Raw genomic sequence first — 24862 nt, 5'->3', positions numbered from 1 at the left:
GACCTCCTCAGATGGACGGCGGTTGCCAGTCGGCGGGACGGTCGACGCCCTGCCGGGTCTTCGCGATCTCGGGCACGGGCTTGAGGAACTGGTTCGGGTCGCCGCCGTACTTCTGGATCAGCTTGGTCAGCTCGCCATTCGCGTACATCGCGCGGATCTGCTCGGAGATCGCCTTCTCCAGCGCGGTCGCCTGCTTCGGCAGGTAGAACGAGGTCATGTACTGCTGGAAGTACTGGTACGCCGGATGCGCCTCGAGGTCCGCGGCCGACGGCGGGGTCAGGTACTGCGTCTCGACCTTGAGCTCCGGGCGTTCCTTCTGGGCCGCGAGGACGAGCAGCGGGTCGAGGAAGCCGACCTTGATCCGGCCCGCGCCGAGGTCGTCGAAGACGCCGTTGCCGTCCGGGTACGCGTGCAGCTTGGCGCCGGGCACGGCCTGGATCGACTTCACCCAGACGTAGCCCTCGACGGTGCCGAGGTCCTTGCCTTCCAGGTCCTTCACGGTCTGGTAGTGCTCGCCGGCTTTGACGGCCATCGCGGGCGGGGAGTAGTACGGCGGATCCGTGAACAGGCCCTGCTTCTGCCGCTCGGCGGTCCACGCGACGCCGCCGATCGTGATGTCGACGCGGCGCGACTGGACGCTCGCCAGCATGCCGGCGAAGTCGGTCAGCTCAGGCTTGACCTTCAGCCCGAGCTTCCCGGCGACGGCTTTCAGGATGTCGGCGTCGAGGCCGGCCATCTTGTCGCCGACCATCGAGGTGTACGGCGCGTACGGCTGGATCGCGACCTTGAGTACGCCGGGTTCGAGCGTGCCGAGCGAGGCGGCCGCGTCCGAGACGGGGGTCTTGTCGTCCCCGCAGGCGGTCAGGCTGGTGATCAGCAGGGCGGCGATGGTCAGCAGCGGAGCGATCCTTGATCGTGCGAGTTTCGACATGGCATGCCTTTCGGTGGCCTCACCCCGATTTCTTCAAGGCTAGGGATGACGGAGTACGCCGTCATTGGACGATCGGTCCATGATTTGCTGACATCTGGCGGAGTTCGTCGTACGGTTCGTCCAAGATGCTCTCTGCTCCGTTGGCCCAGCAGATCGCCCGGGACACCTCCGAGGTGATCGGCTACAACGTGCTCATCACCGACGACCACGGCATCGTGATCGGGAGCGGGGACGCGTCGCGGTTGGGGAGTTTCCACGAGGCGTCGGTCGAGGTGCTCGAGTCGCAACAGGCGGCCTGGCACACGGCGGCCGAGGCCGCCCGGCTCCGCGGGGTCAAGCCCGGGATGACGCTGCCGATCGTCATCGACGGCGAGGCGGTCGGGACGGTCGGGATCACCGGTTCACCACGCCAGGTGCGCCGGTTCGGCCTCGTCGTACGACGCCAGACGGAGATCCTGCTACAGGAGTCGGTCGAGCTGCGGTCGCGGCTGCTCCGGGAACGCGCGTTGGAAGAACTCGTCCGCGACATCAGCTCCTTCGACGAAGACGTCGTCGACCCAGCCTTCCTGGCCGCCAGAGCCAAGGAACTCGGCTTCGACCTGACGATCCCGCGCACAGTCATCATCGTCGAAGTCGACGAGCCCACCCCGAGTACGACCGATGTCGCAGCAGTCCGCCCGGAGCTCCTCCGCACCCTCCGCCAGGCCTTCGGTCCGACCGACCTGGTCGCGGCGATGACCGCCGGCCGCTTCGCGGTCCTACCGGTCCTGGCACGAAGCAGCCGCCGTCAGCGGGCGGGAGGCGAGAGCCGGCGGGAGCTTGCGGCGTGGGCTGTTGCGGCGATCGACTCGGCGCACGGGTTCGTGGCGCGGGCGGGAGTTGGTGGGGTGGCTGCGGGGGTGGTGGGGTTGCGGGAGGCTTATGCGGATGCGGGGGATGCGCTGCGGTTGGGGAAGGAGTGTGCGCCGGGTGAGGCGGCGTACTTGATTGACGACCTGCGCGGGCATCAGGTGCTGGCGGCGGTGGGGCATCGGGCGCGGGCGAGGCTGTTGAGGCTTGCCGCCGGGGAGCTGGCGACGCAGCCGGACTGGCCTGAGTTGCGGTCAACCCTGATCGCCTGGTGCGAGAGCGGCTTCAACCTGGTGCGTACGGCGGACGCGCTGCACATCCACCGCAACACGCTCATCTACCGCCTGGAGAAGGTCGAGCGCCTGACCGGCCAACCCTGGCGCGACCACCGCGCCACTCTCACGCTCTACCTCGCCTGCCTGGCTTCCCAGCTCGACTAGCGTGGCGCGAACTTCGTCCAGGTGGCGCCCTCGTCGGTGCTCAGGACGACCTCCGTCGTACGCCGCTTCGGCACCTCGAAGCCGTACATCAAGTGCTCGTCGCCGGCGAGATCGGCCAGGTCGCCCGGGTATCCACGGTCCAGATCGGCCGCGCCGTCCCGCACCCGGTACAGCCGCGGGCGGTCGTTCAGCCGGCCGCCGAGCATCAGCGCCGTGCCGTCGTCGAACGCGAGCGGCGGCGTGTTCAGGCTCTGCGGCGGGTGCTGGACGAGCGTCCAGGTGTCGCCGCGGTCGTTCGAGATGCGCATCTTCGCGACTGCCTGACCGCTGTCGCCGACGATGACCGAGGTCGTCACCAGCGTCCTGCCGTCCGGGCTGACCGCGAGCTTCCCGAGCTGGTTGTGGTTGTCGAGCGCCTGCGAGCGCCACGTCTTCCCGCCGTCGTCGGTCCACATGATGTCGGTCCGCCCGACTCCGGTCAGCACCCAGCACCGTCCGGTCGTGTCGCAGACCGGCGAGCGGCTACCGCGCGTGTCGAGCATCCGGACGGACGACTCCTTGGGGTTCACCACCGCGATCCGGCCCGGCACGATCTGGTCCGTCAGGATCTCGCCGGGCTCGAACGTCGACGTGGACAGCCGGTACCGCAGCCGGGTCAGCACCGGGCCGTCGTACGTCATCCGGAACATCATCGAGGTGTCCCCGCTCAGCGTGCCCTCGCGCGGCGGGGCGACCGCGATCGCCTCGTCGCCCGTCTGCAGCGTCGCGTACGGGACCGGCCACTCCGGCGAGGTCGCACGGGCGCCGTCGCGATCGAGTACGGCGGCGTACCGGCAGTTCGGCCCGCTCGTGCAGTCGGACCAGCCGGCCGCCCAGCGGTTCCGCGTCACCATCGTCATCGACAGCACCTGCGCCCGCTCCGCGTTCACCACCGCGGTCCCGGCCCGTCCGGCGGACGCGGGCTCGATGGCCAACGGCCCCGAGTCGGCGTCGCCCCGGTGCGAGACCCAGAGCACCGTCGTCACCACGACGGACGTCGTGGCGGCCAGTACGCCGAGCACGAGCAGCGGCGGCATGCTCCGCGGGATGCCGCAGCGCTCCAACAGCGCCACCAGCCGGGGGTAGTAGCGGTCGACGAACTCACGGACTCGCTGCTGCACAATCACCCCCCGGGCTGACGAGCAGCCTCTGTCCTCGCGAGGGCAGAGGCTACGTGGCACGAATTGGCCGGGTCAGAGTTTATGCGACGCCCAGGTCCGCCGATCACACCCGGCGGAAGATCAGCGCGCGCTTCACTTCCTGGATGGCCTTGGTGACCTCGATACCGCGGGGGCAGGCGTCGGTGCAGTTGAAGGTGGTCCGGCAGCGCCAGACGCCTTCCTTGTCGTTCAGGATCTCCAGCCGCTGCTCGGTGCCCTCGTCGCGGCTGTCGAAGATGAACCGGTGCGCGCCGACGATCGCCTGCGGGCCGAAGTACTGGCCGTCGGACCAGAACACCGGGCAGGACGTCGTGCAGGCGGCGCACAGGATGCACTTGGTGGTGTCGTCGAAACGGTCCCGGTCGGCCTGCGACTGGATCCGCTCCCGGGTCGGCTCGTGACCGCTGGTGACCAGGAACGGCATCACCGCGCGGTACGCCTCGAAGAACGGGTCCATGTCGACGACCAGGTCCTTGAGCACCGTCAGGCCCTTGATCGGCTCGACGGTGATCTCCTTGTCCGGGTTCAGGTCCTTGATCAGCGTCTTGCAGGCGAGCCGGTTCCGGCCGTTGATCCGCATCGCGTCCGAGCCGCAGACCCCGTGCGCGCAGGATCGCCGGAACGTCAGCGTGCCGTCCTGCTCCCACTTGATCTTGTGCAGCGCGTCCAGCACCCGGTCGGTCGGCTGCAGCGTGACGGTGTACGTCTTCCACTCGGCCTCGTCGACGACCTCAGGGTTGTACCGGAGGATCTTGACCTTGACGTCCATCAGTACTTGCGCTCCATCGGCTTGTAACGGGTCTGGACGACCGGTTTGTAGTCGAGCCGGATCGTTTCGTTGCCGTCAGCATCGACCTCGCGGTACGCCATCGTGTGCCGCATGAAGTTGACGTCGTCGCGGGTGGCGTAGTCCTCGCGGAAGTGCCCGCCGCGGGACTCCTTGCGCTCCAGCGCGGACACCACCAGCACCTCGGCCAGATCGATCAGGAAGCCGAGCTCGACCGCCTCGAGCAGGTCGGTGTTGAACCGCTTGCCCTTGTCCTGGACGCCGACCTGGGCGAATCGCAGCTTGAGCGCCTCGATGTCGACCAGCGCCTGCTTCAGCGAGCCCTCGGTCCGGTACACCTGCGCGTTCAGGTCCATCGTCGCCTGCAGGTCCGACCGGATCGCCGCGATCCGCTCCTCGCCGGTCGAGTTGCGCAGCCCCTCGACGAGCTCCACGACGTACTTCTCCGGCTCCGCGGGCAGCTCCTCGAAGGACGCGGTCTCGGCGTACTCCGCGGCCGCGATCCCCGCCCGCCGGCCGAACACGTTGATGTCGAGCAGCGAATTCGTCCCCAGGCGGTTCGCACCGTGCACCGAGACGCACGCGACCTCGCCGGCGGCGTACAGGCCCGGGATCACGTCCTCGTTGTTGGCCAGCGCCTCGCCCTTGATGTTGGTCGGGATGCCGCCCATCGCGTAGTGCGCGGTCGGGAACACCGGGATCTGCTCGGTGTACGGCTCCACGCCCAGGTAGGTGCGCGCGAACTCGGTGATGTCCGGCAGCTTCGCGTCGATGTGCGCGGGCTCCAGGTGGGTCAGGTCGAGCATCACGTACGCGCCGTCCGGACCGCAGCCGCGACCCTCGCGGACCTCGTTCGCCATCGCGCGGGCGACCATGTCCCGCGGGGCCAGGTCCTTCACGGTCGGTGCGTACCGCTCCATGAAGCGTTCGTTGTCCTTGTTCCGCAGGATGCCGCCCTCACCACGGGCCGCCTCCGACAGCAGTACGCCGAGCCCGGCCAGACCGGTCGGGTGGAACTGGAAGAACTCCATGTCCTCCAGCGGCAGGCCCTTGCGCCAGACGATGCCCATCCCGTCGCCGGTGAGCGTGTGCGCGTTGGACGTCGTACGGAAGACCTTGCCGAAACCGCCGGACGCGAAGATCACGGACTTGGCGCTGAACACGTGCAGCTCGCCGGTGGCCAGCTCGTACGCGACCACGCCGCTGGCCTTGCCGTCCGTCATCAGCAGGTCGAGAACGTAGTACTCGTTGAAGAATTCGACGTTCTGCTTGATGCACTGCTGGTACAGCGTCTGCAGGATCATGTGACCCGTCCGGTCCGCCGCGAAGCAGGACCGGCGTACGACGGCCTCGCCGTGGTTGCGGGTGTGGCCGCCGAAGAACCGCTGGTCGATCTTGCCCTCGGCCGTCCGGTTGAACGGCAGGCCCATCTTCTCCAGGTCGAGGACCGCATCGACGGCTTCGCGGCACATCACCTCGGCCGCGTCCTGGTCCACCAGGAAGTCACCACCCTTGACCGTGTCGAAGGTGTGCCACTCCCAGTTGTCCTCCTCGACGTTCGCCAGCGCGGCGCACATACCGCCCTGGGCCGCGCCGGTGTGGGAGCGGGTCGGATAGAGCTTGGTGAGTACGGCGGTACGGGTCCGCTTGCTCGACTCGAGGGCGGCACGCATGCCTGCGCCGCCCGCGCCGACGATGATGACGTCGTACTGGTGCTGCTGCATGACTTCCTTACTTACAGACAGACAATGTGGAGTTGGGGTCCAGGCACGGGTCGAAGGTGAAGATGACCAAGGTGCCGAGGACGACGATCACGAGCGCCGCCGTGATCAGCAGGGCCTTGAGCCAGAACCGGGTCTGGTCCTTCTCGGCGTAGTCGTTGATGATCGTGCGCAGGCCGTTGGAGCCGTGCAGCATCGCCAGCCACAGCATCAGCAGGTCCCAGACCTGCCAGAGCGGGTTGGCCCACTTGCCGGCCACGAAGCCGAAGTCCAGCGCGGTAATCCCGCCGCCGAGCATCAGGTTCACGAACAGGTGCCCGAGCACGAGGATGACGAGCGCGAGCCCGGACAGCCGCATGAACAGCCAGCTGTAGAGCTCGAAGTTGGTCTGGCCCGAGCGGTTCCGGCCGCCGCCCTTCAGGTTGCGCGCGCGGGAACTGCTGCGCGGTGCCGCGATCTCGCTCATCTCAGCCTCCGAACACGTGGGTCAGATGGCGGATGACGAACGGGACGAACAGCACGACCCAGATCACCCCGACGCCGATCATCAACTGGCGCTGGTACCGCGGGCCCTTGGCCCAGAAGTCGATCAGGATCAGCCGGATGCCGTTGAACGCGTGGAACAGGATCGCGGCCACCAGCCCGACCTCGAGCAGGCCGACGACCGGGTTCTTGTAGGTGCCGATGACCTCGTTGTACGCGTGCGGCGAGACCCGGACCAGCGCGGTGTCCAGCACATGCACCAGCAGGAAGAAGAAGATGCCGACACCGGTGATGCGGTGCGCGACCCACGACCACATGCCCTCCCGGCCGCGGTACAGCGTGCCGGCTGGTTTGCTGGGCACCAGATCCTCCTCGCCGAGTTTGCCGAATCGTTTTGATGCTAGACCCGCTCGCCGCGGTGAAATGTCCTGACAGCTGTGACATCGATCGCGGTGGATGTGATCTCGGTCGCGTCGTAGCTTGACTTCAACAGAGCTTGAACACGTTGGCTAACGGCACATCCGAGGCGAAGGGAAACTACAGTGAGTTTCTGGATCTGTGCGACCTGTGCGGTCGAGCACTCCGAGCAGGTCGACGTGTGTGCGATCTGCGCCGACGAACGGCAGTGGGTGCCCGCCGACGGGCAGCACTGGACCACGCTCGAGGAGCTGGCCGGCACCGAGGTCACCATCACCGAGGTGGAGCCCGGTCTGTACGGCATCCGCTCGAAGCCGCCGATCGGGATCGGTCAGCAGTCGATGCTGGTGACAACCGATGCGGGCAACCTGCTCTGGGACCCGATCGGGTACGTCGACGACGACGCCGTACGCCGGGTCCGCGAGCTCGGCGAGGTGGTGGGCGTGATCGCGAGCCACCCGCACATGTACGGCGTCCAGGTCGAGTGGAGCCACCGCCTCGGCGACGTACCGGTGTATGTCTCGGAGCCGGACAAGGAGTGGGTCGCCCGCCAGGACCCGGTCATCCAGACCTGGTCGGGCAAGCTGACGCCGCTACCCGGCGTGACCGTTCTCCAACCAGGCGGTCATTTCCCTGGCAGCGCCGTCATCCACTGGCAGAACGGTGCCGAGGGCAAGGGTGTGATCCTGTCCGGCGACACGATCTTCGCCAACCCCGACCGCACCTCGGTCAGCTTCATGCGCAGCTACCCGAACCGCATCCCACTCTCGGGCGCGGTGGTCGACCGGGTAGCCCGCTCGCTCGACCCCTACGAGTACGACCGCCTCTACAACAACTTCGGCGCCTCGATCCCGACCGACGCCAAAGCCGTCGTACGCCGCTCCGCCGACCGCCACGCAGCTTGGGTCCGAGGCGACTACGACCACCTGACCTAGGCGGCGATGCGGGCCTGGGACAGGCGGGTGTGGAGGGCGAGCATGTGCTGGACGCAGGTGTTCCAGTTGTAGAGCTCGGCGCGGTGGCGGGCGGCGGCTCTGCGGTTGGGGAGTTGGGCCAGGGCGAGGGTGGCGTCGGCGAGGGCCGAGGGGTTGGCTGCCGCCCAGCGGCCGCAGGACTCGTCGACGAGTTCGCGGGCGCCGCCGGTGTTGGCGGTGACGACCGGGGTGCCGGCGGCGAGGGCCTCCAGGACGGCCAGGCCGAAGGTCTCGCCGGGGCAGACGGACAGTGCGATGTCGGCCTCGGCGAGATGTTTGGCGAGGGTCTGGCGGCCGTCGACGTACCCGTGGAACGTGACCGGCGCGTCGCCCGCGATCTCGATCAGCTCGTCGAGGTGCGGGCCTGTGCCGTACACGTCCATCTGTAGCTTCACGCCGCGGCGGTGCAGTTCGACCGCCGTGGCGACCGCGAGGTGCGGGCTCTTCTCTCGCGACAGCCGGCCGGCGTGCACCAGCTTGAGTACGCCGTCGTCCACCGGCGCGGACCGCGACGGGTGGAAGGTCTCCAGGTCGACCCCGAGCGGGATCCGGACCAGCGGCGTCGTCACCTCGTCGAACTCCGCGGCCGCGTAGCGGGACGTGACCACGACAGCGTCGTACGTGCGGCTGAGGATCCGGTAGAGCGCGGCGACGGTCGCGACCACGTGGAGCTGGCTGGCCTTGACGCCCTCGGCCCGGCGCTGGACGCTCTCACCGGTCCAGCGGCTGGTGCGCTGGCTGACCTCACCGAGCATCCGGCCGGGACGCAGTACGTCGTGGCCGCCGAGCTGCCCCGGACGGGCCGAGCCCAGCGCCAGCATCGCGTCCAGACGCTCGTGGCTGAACAGGATCGTGCCGATGTCGTTGCGGCGGGCCCAGCGCGCGACCGGGAGCAGCGTCGACTTGTCCGAGATCTCGACCGTGGTCGGCCCGAACTTCTTCAGTACGTCGATCACGTTCCACGGGTTGGTGATCAGGCGGTACCCACCGCTCACCTTGGGCGCCTTCACCCGTACGACGGTGCCGAACTCGGTCTGGGCCACCTCGTCGCGCTCGCCCGGCGTGATCACGATCCGCTCGGCGCCGGCCTCGACGTAGCCCTGGCCGATCTGCTCGATCGCGGTCCGCATCCCACCGGACGTCGGCCCGACGAAGTTCGCCAGTTGGGCGATCCGAAGCGCACTCACGCGACCCGCCGGACAGCCGCCGCCTCACGCAGGACCTCGGCATAGTGGCGGTCGACCAGGTCGTCGACCACCGCCGGCCAGGTCCGGGACTGCACCCGCTGCAGGCCGGCAGCCGCCATCCGGCCGCGGGCCTCAGGGTGCTCGAGCATGATCTTCACCTGGTCACGCAGCGATCCGGCCTTGCCCGGCTCGAACAGCAGACCGTTCTCACCAGGGTGGATGAGGTCGAGCGGGCCGCCCGCGGCCGGGCCGACGGTCGCGACGCCGGAAGCCTGCGCCTCCTGGATGGTCTGGCAGAACGTCTCGTGCTCACCGGTGTGGACGAACACGTCCAGCCCGGCGAAGATCGACGCCAGGTCGGCGCCCCGGCGCATCCCCAGGAAGGTTGCCGTCGGCAACGCGTTCTCCAGCGATGCGCGGTCCGGGCCGTCGCCGACGATCACGATCCGGCAGTCCAGGTCGGTCAGCTCGGCGAGCCGCCGTACCTTCTTCTCCGCGGCCAGCCGGCCGACGTACCCGACGATCGGCTTGCCGTCCGGCGAGATCTGCCGGCGCCATTGTTCGTCGCGGTGCTTGGGGTCGAACAGGTCGAGGTTCACGCCGCGGCCCCACAGATGCACCCGCGGTACGCCGCCTTGCACCAGCGCGTCGACGGATGCGGTCGAGGGGGCGAGGGTCCGGTCGGCGCGGGAGTGCGTCCGCCGTACCCAGCGCCAGATGCCGCGGTCGGCGGCGGCGTACCAGGGATACTGGCGGGCGAAGCCGGCGATGTCGGTCTGGAAGATCGCGACCGTCGGCAGCCCGAGCTTGCGGGCCGCGCGCAGGCCGTACGCGCCGATGATGAACGGCGAGGCGAGGTGCACGAGGTCCGGCTTGAAGTCGGCCATCGCCCGCTCGATCGACGGATCGGGCAGGCCGACGGGGTACTCCTTGTAGCCTGGCGTCCGGAAGCTGCGGGCGCGGATCACCGGTACGTCGCCGTACGCGTCTGGTCCCGGGCCGGGGGCAATGATCAGCAGTGCGTGCCCACGGGCGCGCAGCCGGTCGGCGACATGGCGAGCCGTGTTCGCCACGCCATTGATCTGCGGCAGGAAGGTCTCGGCCACCATCACGATTCGCACACTTCGAAGGTTCCTCACCGTGCATGAACCCTGGGCGACACTCTCGTGACACGGCGTCGATGCCCTGTCGACAGCTGTAGGGATTTGAAGTGTCCTTCAGGTGTCGACAGGGCATCCCCAGTTACGGGGTGGTGAACAAGTGAGTCATCGACCGGCGGACCAGGTCGGTGCGCATCGCCTGCGTGGTCAGGCCTTCGGCGCCGAAGCCGAGGTACACCGTGTCCGGTGTGGCCACCCCGGCGCCCTCGTCGAAGGCGGTCGTGGTCCGGATCCAGTCGGTCGGGTTCGCCGGTGAGCCGGTCGGCGCACCGGGTACCGCCCAACCGCCGAGGTCGGTCTCGAAGGACGTCTGCTCGGTGGCTCCGTCTCGCGTGATCGAGACGTCGTCGACGAAGGCCCCGAGGCCCTGCGTGGACCAGTCACTGACGTAGGTGATCGACAGCTCGACCTGCTTCCCGGCGTACGGCGTGAGGTCGATGTTCCAGTCCTGCCAGCCCCCGCTGGACCCGGACGCCGCATGCCACGCGCCGGTGGTCCCGGTCGGTGAGCAGTCCGCACCCTGGTAGTGCGCCAAGAACGGATGCAGCTGCACCACACCGGCCGGGCAGCTCTGGCCGGTGTCCTGCGAAGTATGGCCGTTCATGTCCGGCAGTGTGGTCCAGTCGTTCTGGCCGACGGTGTGCGCCTCGACCATTACGAAGTCCCAGTCCGCCTCGGTGTCGAAGGAGAACTTGAACGCCATCGATCCGCTCGAGATTCCGCTCAGGTCGACCGTCCGGCTGAGCCGCTTGTAGCTCATGTCGGCCTGCCGGCTGTACACGTACTGCGAACCGGTGAACGGCTCGAACGGCGCCCCGCCGGGCCGGTTCCACTTCAGCGGTGCCGAGCTCGCGAACTGCGGGAACTGGGCCTTGGGCAACACACTCGAGGTCAGCACGAAGGCATTCGTGTGGTCCTGGTTGCCGGCCGAGTCGCCACCGTTGAGCGTCCCGGTGAACCCGTTGAAGGCACCGGCGGTGCCGCGGATCGGAACCGGCGCGCCGTTGCTGTCGCTGCCGCTGTTGTCGACGAGCGTGTAGGCGCCCAGCCAGTACTGCTCGAAGTCGTTGAGCAGCGGCAGGCACGGGTACGCACGCGCCGTGCACTCACCCTGTTGCTCCTGGAACGGGTTGTAGTAGTACGCCCCGTCCCCGTTGCTCGCATAGCCGGCGTACTTGCCGGTGTAGAGCAACTTGCCGCCCTCGTTGAGGTAGTCGCGGACCGACAGCTCCAGGTCGAGAGCGAGCTCGGCCGCCGTACCGGCCGGTTGCCCGACCTTGCGGGTGATGATGTCGTCGCCGGTCTCCCAGACCACGGCCTTGTAGTGCGACAGCACGCCCAGCGGGTGCGGTGCGGTTCGGTTGTTCGCGTCGACGTCGTACACGTCGGAGGTGATCCCGGACGCGGCGAGTGTGGCGGCGTAGTTGCTCGCGTACTTCGCTGTCGTGACGCCCTGCGCCGGGCTCGCGCCGGTGACGTCCTCCGCGGCCAGGATCAGTACCTGTCCGCCGATATCGGTGGCGACGTGGTAGGTGAAGTGCTCGCCGGCGACGTTGCCCGTCCCCGGTTTGTTGCCGGTGAACCACACCTCGACCGAGTCACCGGGTTTGGTACGGCGTACCGTGCCGCGGAACTCGGCGTAGTACCGGTTGTTGGTGTCGCCGTACCGCTCGCCGCCCTTCCACTCCGAGACCTTGTCGGACACCGCGCGGCCGCCGTTGACGCGGTAGTTGATCCGCAGGTTCTTCAAGGCCCGCTTCGCGATCACCGCGACCGGCTGGGTGGTGCCGTACGAGACCGTGAACGGGTCCGCGACCAGATCGGCGGCCTTCCGGCCGACCACCGAGACCGGGTCGTCGGGGTCCTTGGCGGACTTCGCGACGGACAGCGCGAACGGGATGTTCTTGGTGAACTCGGCCTGGATCAGGCCTTCGTCGTCCGGGAAGCTGAAGACGCTGACGCAGTCCTCCGGCCGCCACTGGTCGTTGGGGTCGACGGCGGACGCGGTCTGGCAGGTCGACATCTCCGGCGTGAACGCCATCGTGCCGTACCTGTTCGCCGCATGGTCGTCGGTCTCGCCGTTGGTGGTGTAGAGCTCGGCGGAGATGTCCGGGTCATAGCCGGGTACTGCGGGATTCGCGTCGTCGCCGGCCATCGCCTCGGAGATCACGTCGTCCGGCGACGGTGTGCTCACCTGCCAGCCGACGCCGTACAGCAGCAGCTGGGCCGCGGAGTGGTAGTTGACCAGCTCGGTGAACTTGACCTTGCGGAACAGCTGGTCGAGGGCCTTCGTCTCTGGCTCGGAGGCCGGGGCCGGACCGCGGTACGTGTCGCTGCTCGGGTCGGGCGACGAACCTTCGTTGTCGTAACCCCACTTGGTCGGCAGGTTGCGGTTCAGGTCGACGCCGTCGCCGGGGGCGATGAGGTCGTCGCCGTTGTTGTCGCGCAGGTTCTTGCGCCACAACCGGTCGCCGGTGAACGTGTAGTCGTAGCCGTCCGGGTTGGCCACCGGCAGGAACCACAGCTCGGTCGTGTTGACCAGCTTGGTGATCTCGGCATTGTGGCCGTAGCCGTCGATCACGTAGTGCATCAGCCGGCGCACCATCTCCGGGGTGATCCACTCGCGGGCGTGCTGGGTGCCGGAGTACAGCACCGAAGGCTTGGCGCCGTCGGGTAGCAGACGGGCGCCCAGGCTCACCTTGACGGCGACGATCGGCTTGCCCTGCACCGTCGTACCGATGGTGACCAGCTTGGCCAGCAGCGGATGCGCGGCTGCTGTCTGGGTCAGCTCCTCGGACAGGCCGCCCGGCCCGCTGTACGGGCGGAACACGGTCGGGCCGGCCGCGGCGAGCCTGGCGGCCTCGTCGGAGGCAGCGTGGCCCTTGACCTGCTTGACCTTCAGATCGACGCCGTCGGAGCGGAGCTTGGCAGCCTGCCGCTCGGACATCACGACCTCGACCTTGACCTTGCCTCCGGCTGTCTGGCCGGTGGCCAGGTCCGAGCGGTCCACCCCGGTGTCGACGACCTTCTGCAGCTGTTGCGCGCTGAGGTCTCCGACGTACACCTCGAGGCCGTCACCTCCTTGGCCTGGTACTGCGGTGGCAGCTTCTCCAGCGGCCAATCCGCTCGCTACGACAGCCAGTACTGCGATCAGAGCAGAAGTTCTTCGCATGTCGCCCCTCCCCGGTCGACGGTGCATACCGTCGCAGCGTCCTGTGAGCCACGTCACGAGTCAACAGCTGGGAGCGGGCGGGTCGCTGGGCGTGCTCGGCGTCATACCAGTCGGGCGGTGGTTCGCCTACCTTTGGGGGATGAGTCATCGCAGCGAGTCGGGGTTCGAGTTCGATCCGGTGTACGAGCCGCTGGACGGGTTCGACCCGGCGGCGAAACTCGGGGAGCCGGGGGAGTTCCCGTACACCCGGGGCGTGTACCCGACGATGTACACGCAGCGACCGTGGACGATGCGGCAGTACGCCGGGTTCGGGACGGCGGCCGAGTCGAACCAGCGGTACCACCAGCTGATCGACCACGGGACGATGGGGCTGTCGGTCGCGTTCGACCTGCCGACGCAGATGGGGTACGACTCCGACGCCACGATCGCTTCTGGCGAGGTCGGGAAGGTCGGGGTGGCGATCGACTCGATCGACGACATGCGGGTGCTGTTCGACAAGATCCCGCTGGACCAGGTATCGACGTCGATGACGATCAACGCGCCCGGCTCGGTGCTGCTCCTGCTGTACCAGTTGGTGGCCGAGGAGCAGGGCGTGTCGGCGGACAAGCTCACCGGCACGATCCAGAACGACGTACTGAAGGAGTACATCGCCCGCGGGACGTACATCTACCCGCCGAAGGAGTCGCTGCGGCTGATCAGCGACATCTTCGCGTACTGCCACGCGGAGCTGCCGCGGTGGAACACGATCTCGATCTCCGGCTACCACATGGCCGAGGCGGGGGCGACGCCTGCGCAGGAGATCGCGTTCACGTTGGCGAACGGGATCGAGTACGTGCGCGCGGCGGTCGCGTCCGGGTTGGATGTGGACGAGTTCGCGCCGCGGTTGTCGTTCTTCTTCGTGGCGCGGACGACGTTGCTGGAGGAGGTCGCGAAGTTCCGGGCGGCGCGGCGGATCTGGGCTCGGGTGATGCGGGACTCGTTCGGCGCCAAGAACCCGAAGTCGTTGATGCTGCGCTTCCACACGCAGACGGCCGGCGTACAGCTCACCGCGCAGCAGCCCGAGGTGAATCTGGTGCGGGTGGCGATCCAGGGGTTGGCCGCGGTACTTGGTGGAACGCAGTCTTTGCACACCAATTCGTACGACGAGGCGATCGCGCTGCCGACCGAGAAGGCCGCGCGGTTGGCGCTGCGCACGCAGCAGGTCCTCGCTTATGAAACCGACATCACCGCGACGGTGGATCCGTTTGCCGGCTCCTATGTGGTGGAGTCGCTCACCGACGAGGTCGAGGCCGCCGCGCTCGAGCTGATGGACCAGGTCGAGGAGTACGGCGGGGCCGTCGCCGCGATCGAGAAGGGCTTCCAGAAACAGGAGATCGAGCGCTCGGCGTACCAGATCGCCAAGGAGATCGACTCCGTCGAACGCGTCGTCGTCGGCATGAACAAGTTCAAGATCGCGGAGGAGGAGCCGTACGAACCCCTCCGCGTAGACCCCACCATCGAAGCCCAGCAAACCGCCCGCCTAACCACCCTCCGCGCCACCCGCAACCAGTCCGCCGTCGACGAAGCCCTGGCGGCGTTGAAAAAAGCCGCCCAAGGCAACGACAACTGCCTCTACCCCATGAAAGAAGCACTAAAAGCCCGAGCCACGGTCGGCGAAGTCTGCAACACCCTCCGAGAAGTCTGGGGCGTCTACGTCCCCGCCGACACCTTCTAGAACACACGAAAAGGACACCGCTTCGCGGCGGCTGTCTTATTGGCCGCCTTCGGCGGTGTGCGAGTCCGTCTCAGGTGTGCTGGTCCGCCGCGCGCGACGTCCCGATCGGGCAGGACCGTGGATCGGTCACCGCTTCGCGGCGGCTGTCCTACTGACCGCCTTCGGCGGCGTGTGCGCATTCGTACCGTGCGCATCGCTCCGGCGCGTGCAAACGCGCGCAAACGTACACCGGGCGCTGCATCGCGCAGCTGCCTGTTGAGCTCCCCCGGCGGCGGGCGGCAGCTGCCTTCTCGCGTCGGAGGTGTGCGGCGTCGCCTGCGGATGAGGCATCTCGCCGGGTGCCGGGTCGGCTACGGCTGATGTGCAAGGAAGGGTGAGGCCGGGGATCTGCGGCTGCGTGCTGCGGTGTTCGGATCGGCACCGCGTGACTTGTTAAACCGCTTACCGCATGTAACCATATTCGAACGTTGCGAAAGTAGATGCGGATCGTTCGTTTCCGGAGGTGTCATGGCTGCCGAGCTCTTCGAGTCGCAGACCTACCTGCCTGAGGAGCAGGAGCAGATGGCGACGATCGCCAGCTTCCTCGATGCGCACCACAGCAAGACTGGTGAGCGCCCGGAGCGGCGCTACTTCCTCGCAGGTGCTGAAGAACACGACCAGATCGAGGTCCCGGAGGCTCTCCACCTCGTACTGGTTCAGGCTGTCGCAGCACTGAAGGCCGGCAAGGCTGTCACGATCTCACCGACCATGCCGAAGCTGACGACCCAGCAGGCCGCGGATCTTCTCGGGGTCAGCCGGCCAACCGTGGTTCGGTTGATCGACGCCGGCGAACTCGCCAGCGAGCGGATCGGCAATCGCCGGAAGGTCCTGCTGCGAGACCTCCTTGCCTATCGCGAAGTACGGCGGCAGCGGCAGTACCAGGCGATCGCCGACACCTCGGCCGACGTGAGCGAAGACGAAGACCCCGCAGTCCTGACCGAGCGGCTCAAGCGGGTCCGTCGGCAGCGTGCCGAGCACAGAAAGCGAAGTACCGATCTCTGAGAGTATTGGTCGGTGTTCGCCGCCCTCCTCGATACCTGCATCCTCTGGCCCAGCCGACAGCGTGACTTCCTCCTCAGCCTCGCCGTGGAGAACCTCTATCGTCCGCTGTGGAGCAGCGCGATCCTCGATGAGTTGCGAGCCTGTGAGATCGACAAGCACATGTTGAAGCACGGACTCTCCGAACCTGATGCGGAGTCCAAGGCTGCGTATCTCATCGAGCAGATGCGGACGTACTTCGACGACGCCGAGGTACGCAACTGGGAGCCGTACGAGGGCACGTTCGGGCTTCCTGACCCGTATGACGAGCACGTCCTCGCGGCCGCCGTGGCTGGGCATGCGGGCGCGGTCGTCACGCGCAATGTCAAGGACTTCCCAGCTGACAAGGTTCCGCACGGTATCGAGATTTTGATGCCGTGCGAGTTCGCGGCCAACACCGTTGCGGTCTCACCGCAACGTGCTCTGAAGGCAGTCATGAAGCTGACCCAGCGATACAAGACGCCGCCGGTCTCGGTGGACGACTTCCTCAAGGTCCTTCGCGACACGCACGGGCTGGACGAGGCGGTCGACCTGATCGATGAATTCCGCTAGCGGTCGGAGCCGCTGACCTCCGCGCGCGTCACGACAGCGGCAGGTAGGTCTGGCAGGCCTCGGCGTTGTGGAGTTGGATGTCGGTTCGGCGTTGTTGTTGCCAGTTGTCTCTTGTCAGGCGCCACCGGTTGAGGAGGGCGGGTTCGCCCAGGCGGGTGGCCCAGTCTGAGCCGTTGGGCTCGTAGCCGAGGGCTTGGGAGATTGCGTTCGAACCGTGGTTGTCCACGAACGCATCGCTCCCCGCCTCCTTCGCCCCGAGCCCTTCGAACGCGAGGTGCAAGATCGCGGCCCGCATCTCACGCCCGAGCCCACGACCGCGCTCGTCGGCAGACAGCCAAGAGAAGCTCGTCACGGTTCCGAGCGTCGAGAAGTTGACCCCGATCAGGTCCTGCATCCCGACCGGCCGCCTATCGACGACAACCACGAAGTACATCCGCCAAGCATCAGCCTCGACCTTCCCCCGACCACGCCAGATCGCGCGCATCCACTTCGCCACCCGCTGATCAGGATCCGGCTCGTACAGCGAGATCGGGTCGTCGTACGGCGGCGGCTCGGCATCCGTCTTCCCAGCCCGCACGACGTCCGCGAGCTCCCCCAACAGCTCATCGGTCGCACCCCGCAACTCCAACACCGGCGTACTGACCCGCACATCAAGCAGCGGATAACTCGTCATACGCCGATCCAACACCACCCACCCTCGACGGCTCCGACTGCCTTCTCGGCCCGCGTCGGACTCGGCGATGATCGAAGATGCTTTGAAAGTAACAACCTGTTGTTACTTTTCAAGCATCAAGAAGTGAGTGCTGTGCGTGCGGTCGATGTGCTGGAGTCGCCGGAGCTGCTTGGTTCCGGCCAGTGGGGTTCACTACCGAGGTACGTCGCAGACCATCCAGCCCGACACCAGGTACCGCAGGCGCGCTCTGCCGGGTGGAGACGTCACCCAGGTCGACGGGCTATCGGTAACCACCGTGGCCCGCACGGTCAACGACCTGAGTTGCTCGACGAGTTCCTCCGAGCATTCGGGCAGCGCACGCTTGTCCGGAAGAAGTTGATCCCTGGCGCCGACCTCGCGAACGAAGCTAAGAACCGGGGCGTACGGCGGACCCTGTCCGCGAGCAGTACTAGGAGCTGATCCAGGAGAGCTTGCCACGGACAACGGTCGCGTTCGCGTGCGTCGACCGGACTGCCTCGGTCATCTCTGGCGTTGTCGCTGCCGGGCTGCTGTGAGGACACAGCAGCTGGGTGGCCGTTGCCGAGGGGTTGTCCTTGTCGTTCACACCGCCAACCTCGTCGCGGTGAGGCGACTGCCCTGCCCTGACGGTCGCGCGGTGCAGCGTCGTCGGTTCGGTGCGAGTTGCCCGCGCCGAACGCATCTGCCCGGTGCGCGTTCCCCCCACGCCGCCGGAGGCGGCCAGTAAGACAGCCGCCGCGGAGCGGTGGCCTTTAGTCGAGGAGGGCGGTGGAGGTTAGGACTGTGGTGCCTAGGGTGATGGCTTCTTCGGAGGGGGTGAAGCCGGGGGTGTGGAGGTCGGCGGCGGATTCGGCGGAGGGGTGGCGGACGCCTAGGCGGGCCATGGCGCCGGGGACGTGTTCGAGGTACCAGGCGAAGTCTTCGCCGCCGAGGCTCTGGTCGGTCGGTGCGAGAGCGCTCGAGCCGAGCGTCTGATGTACGGCGTTCTGCAGCACCCCGATCGCCGTCGCGTCGTTCATGACCGGCGGTACGCCGTGCGTGACCTCCGTGTCGACCTCCACGCCGTACGGCCGGACGATCTGCTCGGCCAGCGACGGGATCAGCTCCTCGGCCAGCCGCCATGCGCTGGCGTCGAGGCACCGCAACGTCCCCTCGGCCTCGCCGCGGGACGGGATCGCGTTGGCGGCTGAGCCGGACGTGATCCGGCCCCAGACGAGCGACATCCCCGCCCGCGGATCAACCCGCCGCGACAAAGCAGCAGGTAGCTCCGACACCAGTCTCGCGAGCGCGTAGACGAGGTCCGCGGTCAGATGCGGCCGGGACGTGTGACCACCAGGCCCGGTCAGCCGCACCAGGATCCGGTCGGCCGCGGCAGTCAGCGCGCCCACCCGCAGTCCGATCTCACCGACCTGCAGCCGCGGGTCGCAGTGCAGCCCATAAATACGGCGGACCCCGTCGAGTCCGCCGGCTGCGATGACGCCGAGTGCTCCGCCCGGCATCACTTCCTCCGCGGGCTGGAAGATCACCCGCACCCGCCGGTCCAGCTGCCCGTCGCGAGCCATCCCGGCCAGTACCAGCGCCGAACCCAACAGCGCCGACGTGTGTACGTCGTGACCGCACGCGTGAGCCACCCCGTCGATGGTCGACCGCCACGGCGTGTCCACGCCGTCCGGCACCGGCAGCGCGTCGATGTCGGCCCGCAGCGCCACGCAGGAGTCGCCGGCGCCGATGTCGCAGATCAGCCCGGTCCCGGTCGGCAACACGCGCGGGGAGAGCCCGGCTTCGACCAGTCGCTTCTCGAGGATCTCGGTGGTCCGGACCTCGTGCCACCCGAGTTCCGGGTGCGCGTGCAGATCCCGCCGTACGTCGACCATCTCCTCGCGCACCGCCTCGACCCGCGCGAGCACGTCCGCGACCAGCAACTGATGACTCATCCCGAGATTGTGCACCAGCCGTGGCCAAGACCCACAGCGGGTGGGACCCACAGTGACGACCACGGACCGTGAGAGCCACCACGGAGCGTGCACACCGTGACGTGGGTACCGCAGCCGGTGACCATGCCGGAGAAGTTGTCGAAATGTGACGATAATGCCGGTCACTTTCCGGTATCGAGGCCTGCGCGACGTTCAAAGAATGACGGGGCGCGCCCTATAGTCTGCGGATGCGGCACGTGGGGGAAGGCGTGCCGGGCAGAAGCAGTGGCACAGGTTTTTCTGGTCGACGAAGGAGACGTCCGGTGAAGAAGTACGTGCGGGGAACGGCGATCGTGGGCGTACTGACGCTCGCCGTCGCCGCTTGTGGCAGCAAGCCGAGCGACAACGCGAGCTCCGGCAGTAGCGCCAACAAGGACTTCAAGGCCTGCATGGTCTCCGACTCGGGGGGTTTCGACGACAAGTCGTTCAACCAGACCTCGTACAAGGGCCTGCAGGACGCCGTCAAGGAGCGCGGCCTGACCGAGGTCAAGGCCGAGTCGAAGTCCGACAACGACTACACGACGAACATGACCGCGATGGTCAGCGCCAAGTGCAACGTCATCGTCGCCGTCGGCTTCAAGCTCGAGGACGCCACCGAGGCCGCGGCCAAGGCGAACCCGAACATCAAGTTCGCGATCGTCGACTCCGCGCCGAAGGCGCCGATCGCCAACCTGAAGCCGCTGCTGTTCAACACCGCGCAGTCCAGCTTCCAGGCCGGCTACCTGGCCGCCGCGATGACGCAGTCCGGCAAGGTCGGCACGTTCGGCGGTCTGCAGATCCCGACCGTGACCATCTTCATGGACGGCTTCGCCCAGGGCGTGCGCTACTACAACACGCAGAAGAGCAAGAACGTCCAGGTGCTCGGCTGGGACGACCAGAAGCAGAAGGGTCTGTTCACCGGCGACTTCGAGGACAAGGCCAAGGGCCAGAACAACGCGCAGAACCTGATCACCCAGGGCGCGGACGTACTGTTCCCGGTCGCCGGCCCCTCGGGTCTGGGCGGTCTGCAGGCGGCCAAGGCCAGCAACGGCAAGGTCAACGCGATCTGGGTCGACACCGACGGCTGCATCAGCGCCGAGGAGTACTGCTCGGTGCTGATGAGCAGCGTCGAGAAGGGTATGGACGTCGCCGTGAAGGACGCGGTGATCTCGGTCGTCGACAACAAGTTCGACAACACCCAGTTCACCGGCACCCTGCAGAACGGCGGTACGGCGATCGCGCCGTTCCACGACTTCGACAGCAAGGTCCCGGCGGACGTGAAGTCGGAGCTGGACCAGATCAAGGCCGACATCATCAGCGGCAAGATCACCATCGAGTCGAAGGTTCAGCCCAAGGCGTCCTGAACCGCCGCACGTTTGCGTAGTACGGTGCGAGCCAGGAAGGCAGCGGACCCACCGGTCCAGCCTTCCTGGCTCGCCGTCTGAAGGGGAGGCTGCCCGCATGCACCTCGAGCTGTCCGGCCTGACCAAGAGCTTCGGCTCGCTGGTCGCCAACGACCACATCGACCTGGTGATCGAGCCGGGCGAGATCCACTGCCTGCTCGGTGAGAACGGCGCCGGCAAGAGCACGCTGATGAACATGCTCTACGGGCTGTTGCAGCCCGACGAGGGCGAGATCCTGATCGACGGCGAGAAGGTCCGGATCACCTCGCCGAGCGACGCGATCAAGCACGGTATCGGCATGGTGCACCAGCACTTCATGCTCGTCCCGGTCTTCACCGTCGCCGAGAACATCATGCTCGGCCGGGAGAACACCCGGTACGGCGGCGTGCTGGACCGGAAGAAGGCCGATGCCCTGGTCAACGAGCTGTCCGAGCGGTACGGGTTCGAGGTCGATCCCGAGGCCCTGGTCGAGGACATCCCGGTCGGCGTCCAGCAGCGGGTGGAGATCATCAAGGCGCTCGCCAACGACGCCAGCGTGCTGATCCTGGACGAGCCGACCGCCGTACTCACCCCGGCCGAGATCGACGAGCTGATCGCCGTCATGCGGCAGCTCAAGGAGAACGGCACGTCGATCGTCTTCATCACCCACAAGCTCAAAGAGGTCAAGGCGATCGCGGACAAGATCACCGTGATCCGCCGCGGCAAGGTGGTCGGTCAGGCCGAGCCGTCGGAGACCGAGGAACAGCTCGCCGAGCTGATGGTCGGCCGCGCGGTCGACCTGGTCGTCGACAAGGAGCCGGCCCAGCCGAAGGACGTCGTACTGCGGGTCGAAGGGCTGACCGTGATCGACGAGCGCGGGTTCACCGCCGTCGACGACGTGGACCTCGAGGTCCGGGCCGGCGAGATCCTCGCGGTGGCCGGTGTCCAGGGCAACGGTCAGACCGAGCTCGCCGAGGCACTGCTCGGGCTGACGCAGATCGCGGCCGGGAAGATCTCGCTGGACGGCGAGGACCTGACCGGCCGGACCACCAGACAGCGGCTGGACGCGGGCATCGGCTACGTCCCGGAGGACCGCGCGCACGACGGTTTCGTCGGCTCGTTCACGGTCGCCGAGAACCTCGTCCTCGACCTGTTCCGGCAGGCGCCGTTCGGCAACGGGCTGGCGCTGCGGACCGACGAGATCGACAAGAACGCGCAGGCCCGGGTGGACGAGTTCGACATCCGCACCCAGAGCATCGATCTGCCGGTGTCGTCGCTGTCCGGCGGTAACCAGCAGAAGGTCGTGCTGGCCCGCGAGTTGTCCCGGCCGCTGAAGCTGCTGGTCGCTTCGCAGCCGACCCGCGGTGTCGACGTCGGCTCGATCGAGTTCCTGCACAGCCGGATCGTCGAGGAGCGTGACAACGGCACCGCCGTACTGATCGTGTCCACCGAGCTGGACGAGATCGCGGCGCTGACCGACCGGGTCGCGGTGATGTACCGCGGCAAGGTGGTCGGCGTCGTACCGGCCGACACCCCGCGCGACGAGCTCGGCCTGATGATGGCCGGCGCCTCCAAGTCCGAGGCGCACGACGTCGCGATCGAGAACCCGACCACGTTGGGAACCATCTAGATGAGCCCCGAAGAAGACACAGACACAACGGTCGAGCCGGCCCCGGCCGCGCCCGCACCGGCCAAGGAACCGCGGCGGTCCGGCCTGCCGTCGTGGGCGGTCCAGGGCCTGGTCTCGCTGAGCGCGATCGTGCTGGCCCTGGTGGTCGGGGCGATCCTGATCATCGTCAGCGACGACCAGGTGAAGACCGCGATGGGGTACTTCGGCGCCGCGCCGATGGACACGATCTCCGCGGCCGCGAGTGCCGTCGGTGAGGCCTACAAGGCGCTCGCCCTCGGTGCGTTCGGCTCGGTCACCGCGATCAGCGAATCGTTGACCCAGGCAACTCCGCTGATCTGCGGCGGCCTGGCGGTCTCGCTCGCGTTCCGCACCGGACTGTTCAACATCGGTGCCCAGGGCCAGCTGATCGCCGGCGCGATCCTGGCGGCGTACGTCGGCTTCGCCTGGCACCTTCCGGCGGGCCTGCACCTGATAGTGGCGATCCTGGCCGGCCTGCTCGGCGGCGCGATCTGGGGCGGCGTCGTCGGCCTGCTGAAGGCGCGCACCGGCGCCCATGAGGTGATCGTGACGATCATGCTGAACTACGTCGCGATCTATCTGCTCGCCTGGCTGCTGACCACCTCCGCGTTCCAGCGGCCCGGGCGGACCGACCCGATCTCGCCGATCGTCGACTCGAACGCGCAGTACCCGCAGTTCGGCGACACCCGGCTGCACGGCGGGTTCATCCTCTCGGTGCTGGCCGCGATCTTCGTCTGGTGGCTGCTGAACCGGTCCACGATCGGGTTCGAGCTGCGCGCCGTCGGAGCGAACGCCGACGCGTCGCGCACCGCGGGCATGTCGGTCGGCCGCGCGTACATCATCGCGATGGTCGTCGCGGGTGCGCTCGCCGGTCTGGCCGGCACCCAGCAGGTGCTCGGGACCGACCTGCCGCTGACCGACGGGGTCGCGGCGTCGGTCGGGTTCGACGCGATCACGGTCGCGCTGCTCGGCCGCGGTACGCCGCTGGGCACCGTGCTGGCCGGCCTGCTGTTCGGTGCGCTGAACGCAGGCGGTCTGCAGATGCAGCTGATCACGCAGACGCCGCTGACTCTCACCACCGTCCTGCAGGCGGTCATCGTGCTGTTCGTCGCGGCTCCGGCCCTGGTGCGCTCGATCTTCCGCTTCCTGCCGAAGGAACGCGGCAGCGGCCCCGTCCTCGCGAAAGGCTGGAACGGATGAGCGAGACGACTCCCGACGCGGTACCCGCGGCGCCTGCGAAGCCGCAGGTCATCGAGGCGCCGGCCGATCGGACCCGGCGGTTGCGGGTCGGCGGCCTGATGCTGGTGTTCGCACTGATCGGCCTGCTCCTGGCGATCTTCACCAAGAGCGGCAAAGCGACGTTCCAGCTGGTCTCCGGCGACCTGCAGAACAACCTGCTTCACCTGCCCGCACAAGCGGTGGCTCTGCTGCTCGGCATCATCGGTGTGGCCGCCGCGGCTGCCTACATCGTGCGCCGGGTGCCGCAGCGGTACGCCGGTTGGCTGGCCGCGCTGCTCGGCATCTGTTTCATCGGCGCGTTCCTCTGCTGGGCCGCCGCGGGCAAGACCTTCCCGCTGGCGAACCAGTTCCAGGGCACGCTGAACTTCGCGACTCCGCTGATCCTGGGCGCGCTCGCCGGCGTACTGTCCGAGCGGGCCGGCGTCATCAACATCGCGATCGAGGGCCAGTTCCTGGTCGGCGCGTTCACTGCGGCTGTCGTCTCCAGTACGACGGGGAGCGCGGCGGCGGCCCTGATCGCAGCTGCCGCGACCGGTGTGCTGATGGCTGCGCTGCTGGCCGTGTTCTCGATCAAGTACCTGGTCAACCAGGTCGTGCTCGGTGTCGTACTCGTGGTCTTCGCGACCGGTATCACCGGCTTCCTGTTCGACGAGTTCCTGCAACCGGACGCGAACAAGCTGAACACGCCCGAGGTGCTGACGGCGATCAAGATCCCCGGTCTGGCCAGCATCCCCTTCTTCGGGCCGATCCTGTTCAACCAGACGATCCTGGTGTACCTGACCTATCTGGCGGTCGCGGTCGTCACGTTCGTGCTGTTCCAGACCCGCTGGGGCCTGCGGATCCGCGCGGTCGGCGAACACCCGAAGGCGGCCGACACGGTCGGCATCAAGGTCAAGCGGATCCGGTACTCCGCCGTACTCTCGGCCGGGATCCTGGCGGGCCTGGGCGGCGCGTTCTTCACGGTCGGGTACGCCGGTTCGTTCTCGAAGGAGATGACTGCGGGCAACGGGTTCATCGCGCTGGCCGCTTTGATCATGGGCCGCTGGCACCCGATCGGGGCGACGGTCGCGGCGCTGTTCTTCGGCTTCGCCACCCAGTTGCAGTCGCAGCTGCAGATCATCCAGGTCCCGATCCCGGGCGAGCTGTTGCTGATGGCCCCTTACCTGGCCACGATCATCGCGGTCGCCGGCCTGGTAGGCAGAGTGAGAGCACCGAAGGCCGATGGTGAGCCCTACGTCACCGACTAGCTCCGCCCCGAGCCTGCGGCTGCTCGCTCTTCTCCCGCCC

20 protein-coding genes are annotated in these 24862 nt (G+C 67.7%); 9 read left to right on the top strand and 11 right to left on the bottom strand.

Annotation, left to right across the window (positions count from 1 at the left end):
• Positions 1-7: 7 nt before the first annotated feature.
• Positions 8-931 (bottom strand): substrate-binding periplasmic protein, encoded by a 924-nt coding sequence (locus tag ACFWUU_RS09520; protein ID WP_380174161.1) that lies wholly within the window; start codon positions 929-931, stop codon positions 8-10.
• Between the two features lie 125 nt (positions 932-1056).
• On the opposite strand from ACFWUU_RS09520, the gene ACFWUU_RS09515 reads away from it, so the two are divergent.
• Positions 1057-2220, top strand: a complete 1164-nt coding sequence (locus ACFWUU_RS09515; protein WP_380174159.1) for a CdaR family transcriptional regulator — start codon at positions 1057-1059, stop codon at positions 2218-2220.
• On the opposite strand, the gene ACFWUU_RS09510 is transcribed toward ACFWUU_RS09515, so the two are convergent.
• The 5 genes from ACFWUU_RS09510 to sdhC form a co-directional block, all read right to left on the bottom strand.
• Positions 2217-3380: a sialidase family protein gene (locus tag ACFWUU_RS09510; RefSeq protein WP_137252789.1), complete on the bottom strand. Its 1164-nt coding sequence runs from the start codon at positions 3378-3380 to the stop codon at positions 2217-2219. The genes ACFWUU_RS09515 and ACFWUU_RS09510 overlap by 4 nt on opposite strands.
• Positions 3381-3483: 103 nt before the next feature.
• Entirely contained in the window at positions 3484-4188 is a 705-nt protein-coding gene (locus ACFWUU_RS09505; protein ID WP_380174157.1) for a succinate dehydrogenase iron-sulfur subunit, read from the bottom strand.
• Positions 4188-5930, bottom strand: coding sequence for a succinate dehydrogenase flavoprotein subunit (sdhA, locus tag ACFWUU_RS09500; RefSeq protein WP_380174155.1), 1743 nt, complete (start codon positions 5928-5930; stop codon positions 4188-4190). Before sdhA ends, ACFWUU_RS09505 begins: the two co-directional genes overlap by 1 nt.
• Positions 5931-5937: 7 nt before the next feature.
• Positions 5938-6393: a succinate dehydrogenase hydrophobic membrane anchor subunit gene (locus tag ACFWUU_RS09495; protein ID WP_371407294.1), complete on the bottom strand. Its 456-nt coding sequence runs from the start codon at positions 6391-6393 to the stop codon at positions 5938-5940.
• A gap of 1 nt (position 6394) precedes the next feature.
• Positions 6395-6772, bottom strand: a complete 378-nt coding sequence (sdhC, locus tag ACFWUU_RS09490) for a succinate dehydrogenase, cytochrome b556 subunit (protein ID WP_134105324.1) — start codon at positions 6770-6772, stop codon at positions 6395-6397.
• A gap of 180 nt (positions 6773-6952) precedes the next feature.
• Here sdhC and ACFWUU_RS09485 point away from each other — a divergent pair, with 180 nt between their 5' ends.
• Positions 6953-7762 carry an MBL fold metallo-hydrolase gene (locus tag ACFWUU_RS09485; RefSeq protein WP_380174153.1) on the top strand — a complete coding sequence of 270 codons (810 nt, stop codon included), beginning with the start codon at positions 6953-6955 and terminating at the stop codon, positions 7760-7762.
• Here ACFWUU_RS09485 and ACFWUU_RS09480 read toward each other — a convergent pair.
• The 3 genes from ACFWUU_RS09480 to ACFWUU_RS09470 form a co-directional block, all read right to left on the bottom strand.
• Positions 7759-8988, bottom strand: a complete 1230-nt coding sequence (locus ACFWUU_RS09480) for a glycosyltransferase (protein ID WP_380174151.1) — start codon at positions 8986-8988, stop codon at positions 7759-7761. The genes ACFWUU_RS09485 and ACFWUU_RS09480 overlap by 4 nt on opposite strands.
• Positions 8985-10109: a glycosyltransferase family 4 protein gene (locus ACFWUU_RS09475; RefSeq protein ID WP_380174149.1), complete on the bottom strand. Its 1125-nt coding sequence runs from the start codon at positions 10107-10109 to the stop codon at positions 8985-8987. Before ACFWUU_RS09475 ends, ACFWUU_RS09480 begins: the two co-directional genes overlap by 4 nt.
• A 121-nt stretch (positions 10110-10230) precedes the next feature.
• Positions 10231-13320, bottom strand: coding sequence for a M14 family zinc carboxypeptidase (locus ACFWUU_RS09470; RefSeq protein ID WP_380174147.1), 3090 nt, complete (start codon positions 13318-13320; stop codon positions 10231-10233).
• A 139-nt stretch (positions 13321-13459) separates the two neighbouring features.
• Between ACFWUU_RS09470 and ACFWUU_RS09465 the strand changes: the two genes are divergently transcribed.
• The 3 genes from ACFWUU_RS09465 to ACFWUU_RS09455 all read left to right on the top strand — a co-directional run bounded on the left by ACFWUU_RS09465 (position 13460) and on the right by ACFWUU_RS09455 (position 16663).
• Complete coding sequence (locus ACFWUU_RS09465) at positions 13460-15034, top strand: methylmalonyl-CoA mutase (RefSeq protein WP_380174145.1); 1575 nt, start codon at positions 13460-13462, stop codon at positions 15032-15034.
• A gap of 507 nt (positions 15035-15541) precedes the next feature.
• Positions 15542-16075 (top strand): helix-turn-helix domain-containing protein, encoded by a 534-nt coding sequence (locus ACFWUU_RS09460; RefSeq protein WP_380174143.1) that lies wholly within the window; start codon positions 15542-15544, stop codon positions 16073-16075.
• A gap of 12 nt (positions 16076-16087) precedes the next feature.
• Positions 16088-16663 carry a PIN domain-containing protein gene (locus ACFWUU_RS09455; protein ID WP_380174141.1) on the top strand — a complete coding sequence of 192 codons (576 nt, stop codon included), beginning with the start codon at positions 16088-16090 and terminating at the stop codon, positions 16661-16663.
• A gap of 28 nt (positions 16664-16691) precedes the next feature.
• Here the strand turns inward: ACFWUU_RS09455 and ACFWUU_RS09450 are convergent, their stop codons facing one another.
• Entirely contained in the window at positions 16692-17336 is a 645-nt protein-coding gene (locus ACFWUU_RS09450) for a GNAT family N-acetyltransferase (RefSeq protein WP_380174138.1), read from the bottom strand.
• Positions 17337-18106: 770 nt separating this feature from the next.
• Positions 18107-19288, bottom strand: a complete 1182-nt coding sequence (locus tag ACFWUU_RS09445) for an amidohydrolase (protein ID WP_380174136.1) — start codon at positions 19286-19288, stop codon at positions 18107-18109.
• Between the two features lie 302 nt (positions 19289-19590).
• Here ACFWUU_RS09445 and ACFWUU_RS09440 point away from each other — a divergent pair, with 302 nt between their 5' ends.
• From ACFWUU_RS09440 to ACFWUU_RS09425, 4 genes are all read left to right on the top strand, one after another.
• Positions 19591-20670 (top strand): BMP family protein, encoded by a 1080-nt coding sequence (locus tag ACFWUU_RS09440; protein ID WP_380174134.1) that lies wholly within the window; start codon positions 19591-19593, stop codon positions 20668-20670.
• A 97-nt stretch (positions 20671-20767) separates the two neighbouring features.
• Entirely contained in the window at positions 20768-22318 is a 1551-nt protein-coding gene (locus tag ACFWUU_RS09435; protein ID WP_380174132.1) for an ABC transporter ATP-binding protein, read from the top strand.
• Positions 22319-23536, top strand: coding sequence for an ABC transporter permease (locus tag ACFWUU_RS09430; RefSeq protein WP_380174130.1), 1218 nt, complete (start codon positions 22319-22321; stop codon positions 23534-23536).
• Positions 23533-24822, top strand: a complete 1290-nt coding sequence (locus ACFWUU_RS09425) for an ABC transporter permease (protein ID WP_137252802.1) — start codon at positions 23533-23535, stop codon at positions 24820-24822. The genes ACFWUU_RS09430 and ACFWUU_RS09425 overlap by 4 nt, the downstream gene beginning before the upstream one ends.
• Positions 24823-24862 lie beyond the last annotated feature (40 nt).

The sequence above is a fragment of the Kribbella sp. NPDC058693 genome (assembly GCF_042715335.1).
GTDB lineage: Bacteria > Actinomycetota > Actinomycetes > Propionibacteriales > Kribbellaceae > Kribbella > Kribbella jiaozuonensis.
This window is presented reverse-complemented; position numbering and strand designations above follow the sequence as displayed.

Bases quoted from the DNA above. Each gene is read 5' to 3' on its own strand.
- ACFWUU_RS09495 (WP_371407294.1), bottom strand. From the start codon at position 6,393: ATGAGCGAGATCGCGGCACCGCGCAGCAGTTCCCGCGCGCGCAACCTG.
- ACFWUU_RS09470 (WP_380174147.1), bottom strand. From the start codon at position 13,320: ATGCGAAGAACTTCTGCTCTGATCGCAGTACTGGCTGTCGTAGCGAGC.
- ACFWUU_RS09520 (WP_380174161.1), bottom strand. From the start codon at position 931: ATGTCGAAACTCGCACGATCAAGGATCGCTCCGCTGCTGACCATCGCC.
- ACFWUU_RS09425 (WP_137252802.1), top strand. From the start codon at position 23,533: ATGAGCGAGACGACTCCCGACGCGGTACCCGCGGCGCCTGCGAAGCCG.
- ACFWUU_RS09515 (WP_380174159.1), top strand. From the start codon at position 1,057: ATGCTCTCTGCTCCGTTGGCCCAGCAGATCGCCCGGGACACCTCCGAG.
- ACFWUU_RS09435 (WP_380174132.1), top strand. From the start codon at position 20,768: ATGCACCTCGAGCTGTCCGGCCTGACCAAGAGCTTCGGCTCGCTGGTC.
- ACFWUU_RS09465 (WP_380174145.1), top strand. From the start codon at position 13,460: ATGAGTCATCGCAGCGAGTCGGGGTTCGAGTTCGATCCGGTGTACGAG.
- sdhA (WP_380174155.1), bottom strand. From the start codon at position 5,930: ATGCAGCAGCACCAGTACGACGTCATCATCGTCGGCGCGGGCGGCGCA.
- ACFWUU_RS09505 (WP_380174157.1), bottom strand. From the start codon at position 4,188: ATGGACGTCAAGGTCAAGATCCTCCGGTACAACCCTGAGGTCGTCGAC.
- ACFWUU_RS09460 (WP_380174143.1), top strand. From the start codon at position 15,542: ATGGCTGCCGAGCTCTTCGAGTCGCAGACCTACCTGCCTGAGGAGCAG.
- ACFWUU_RS09430 (WP_380174130.1), top strand. From the start codon at position 22,319: ATGAGCCCCGAAGAAGACACAGACACAACGGTCGAGCCGGCCCCGGCC.
- ACFWUU_RS09450 (WP_380174138.1), bottom strand. From the start codon at position 17,336: ATGACGAGTTATCCGCTGCTTGATGTGCGGGTCAGTACGCCGGTGTTG.
- ACFWUU_RS09445 (WP_380174136.1), bottom strand. From the start codon at position 19,288: ATGAGTCATCAGTTGCTGGTCGCGGACGTGCTCGCGCGGGTCGAGGCG.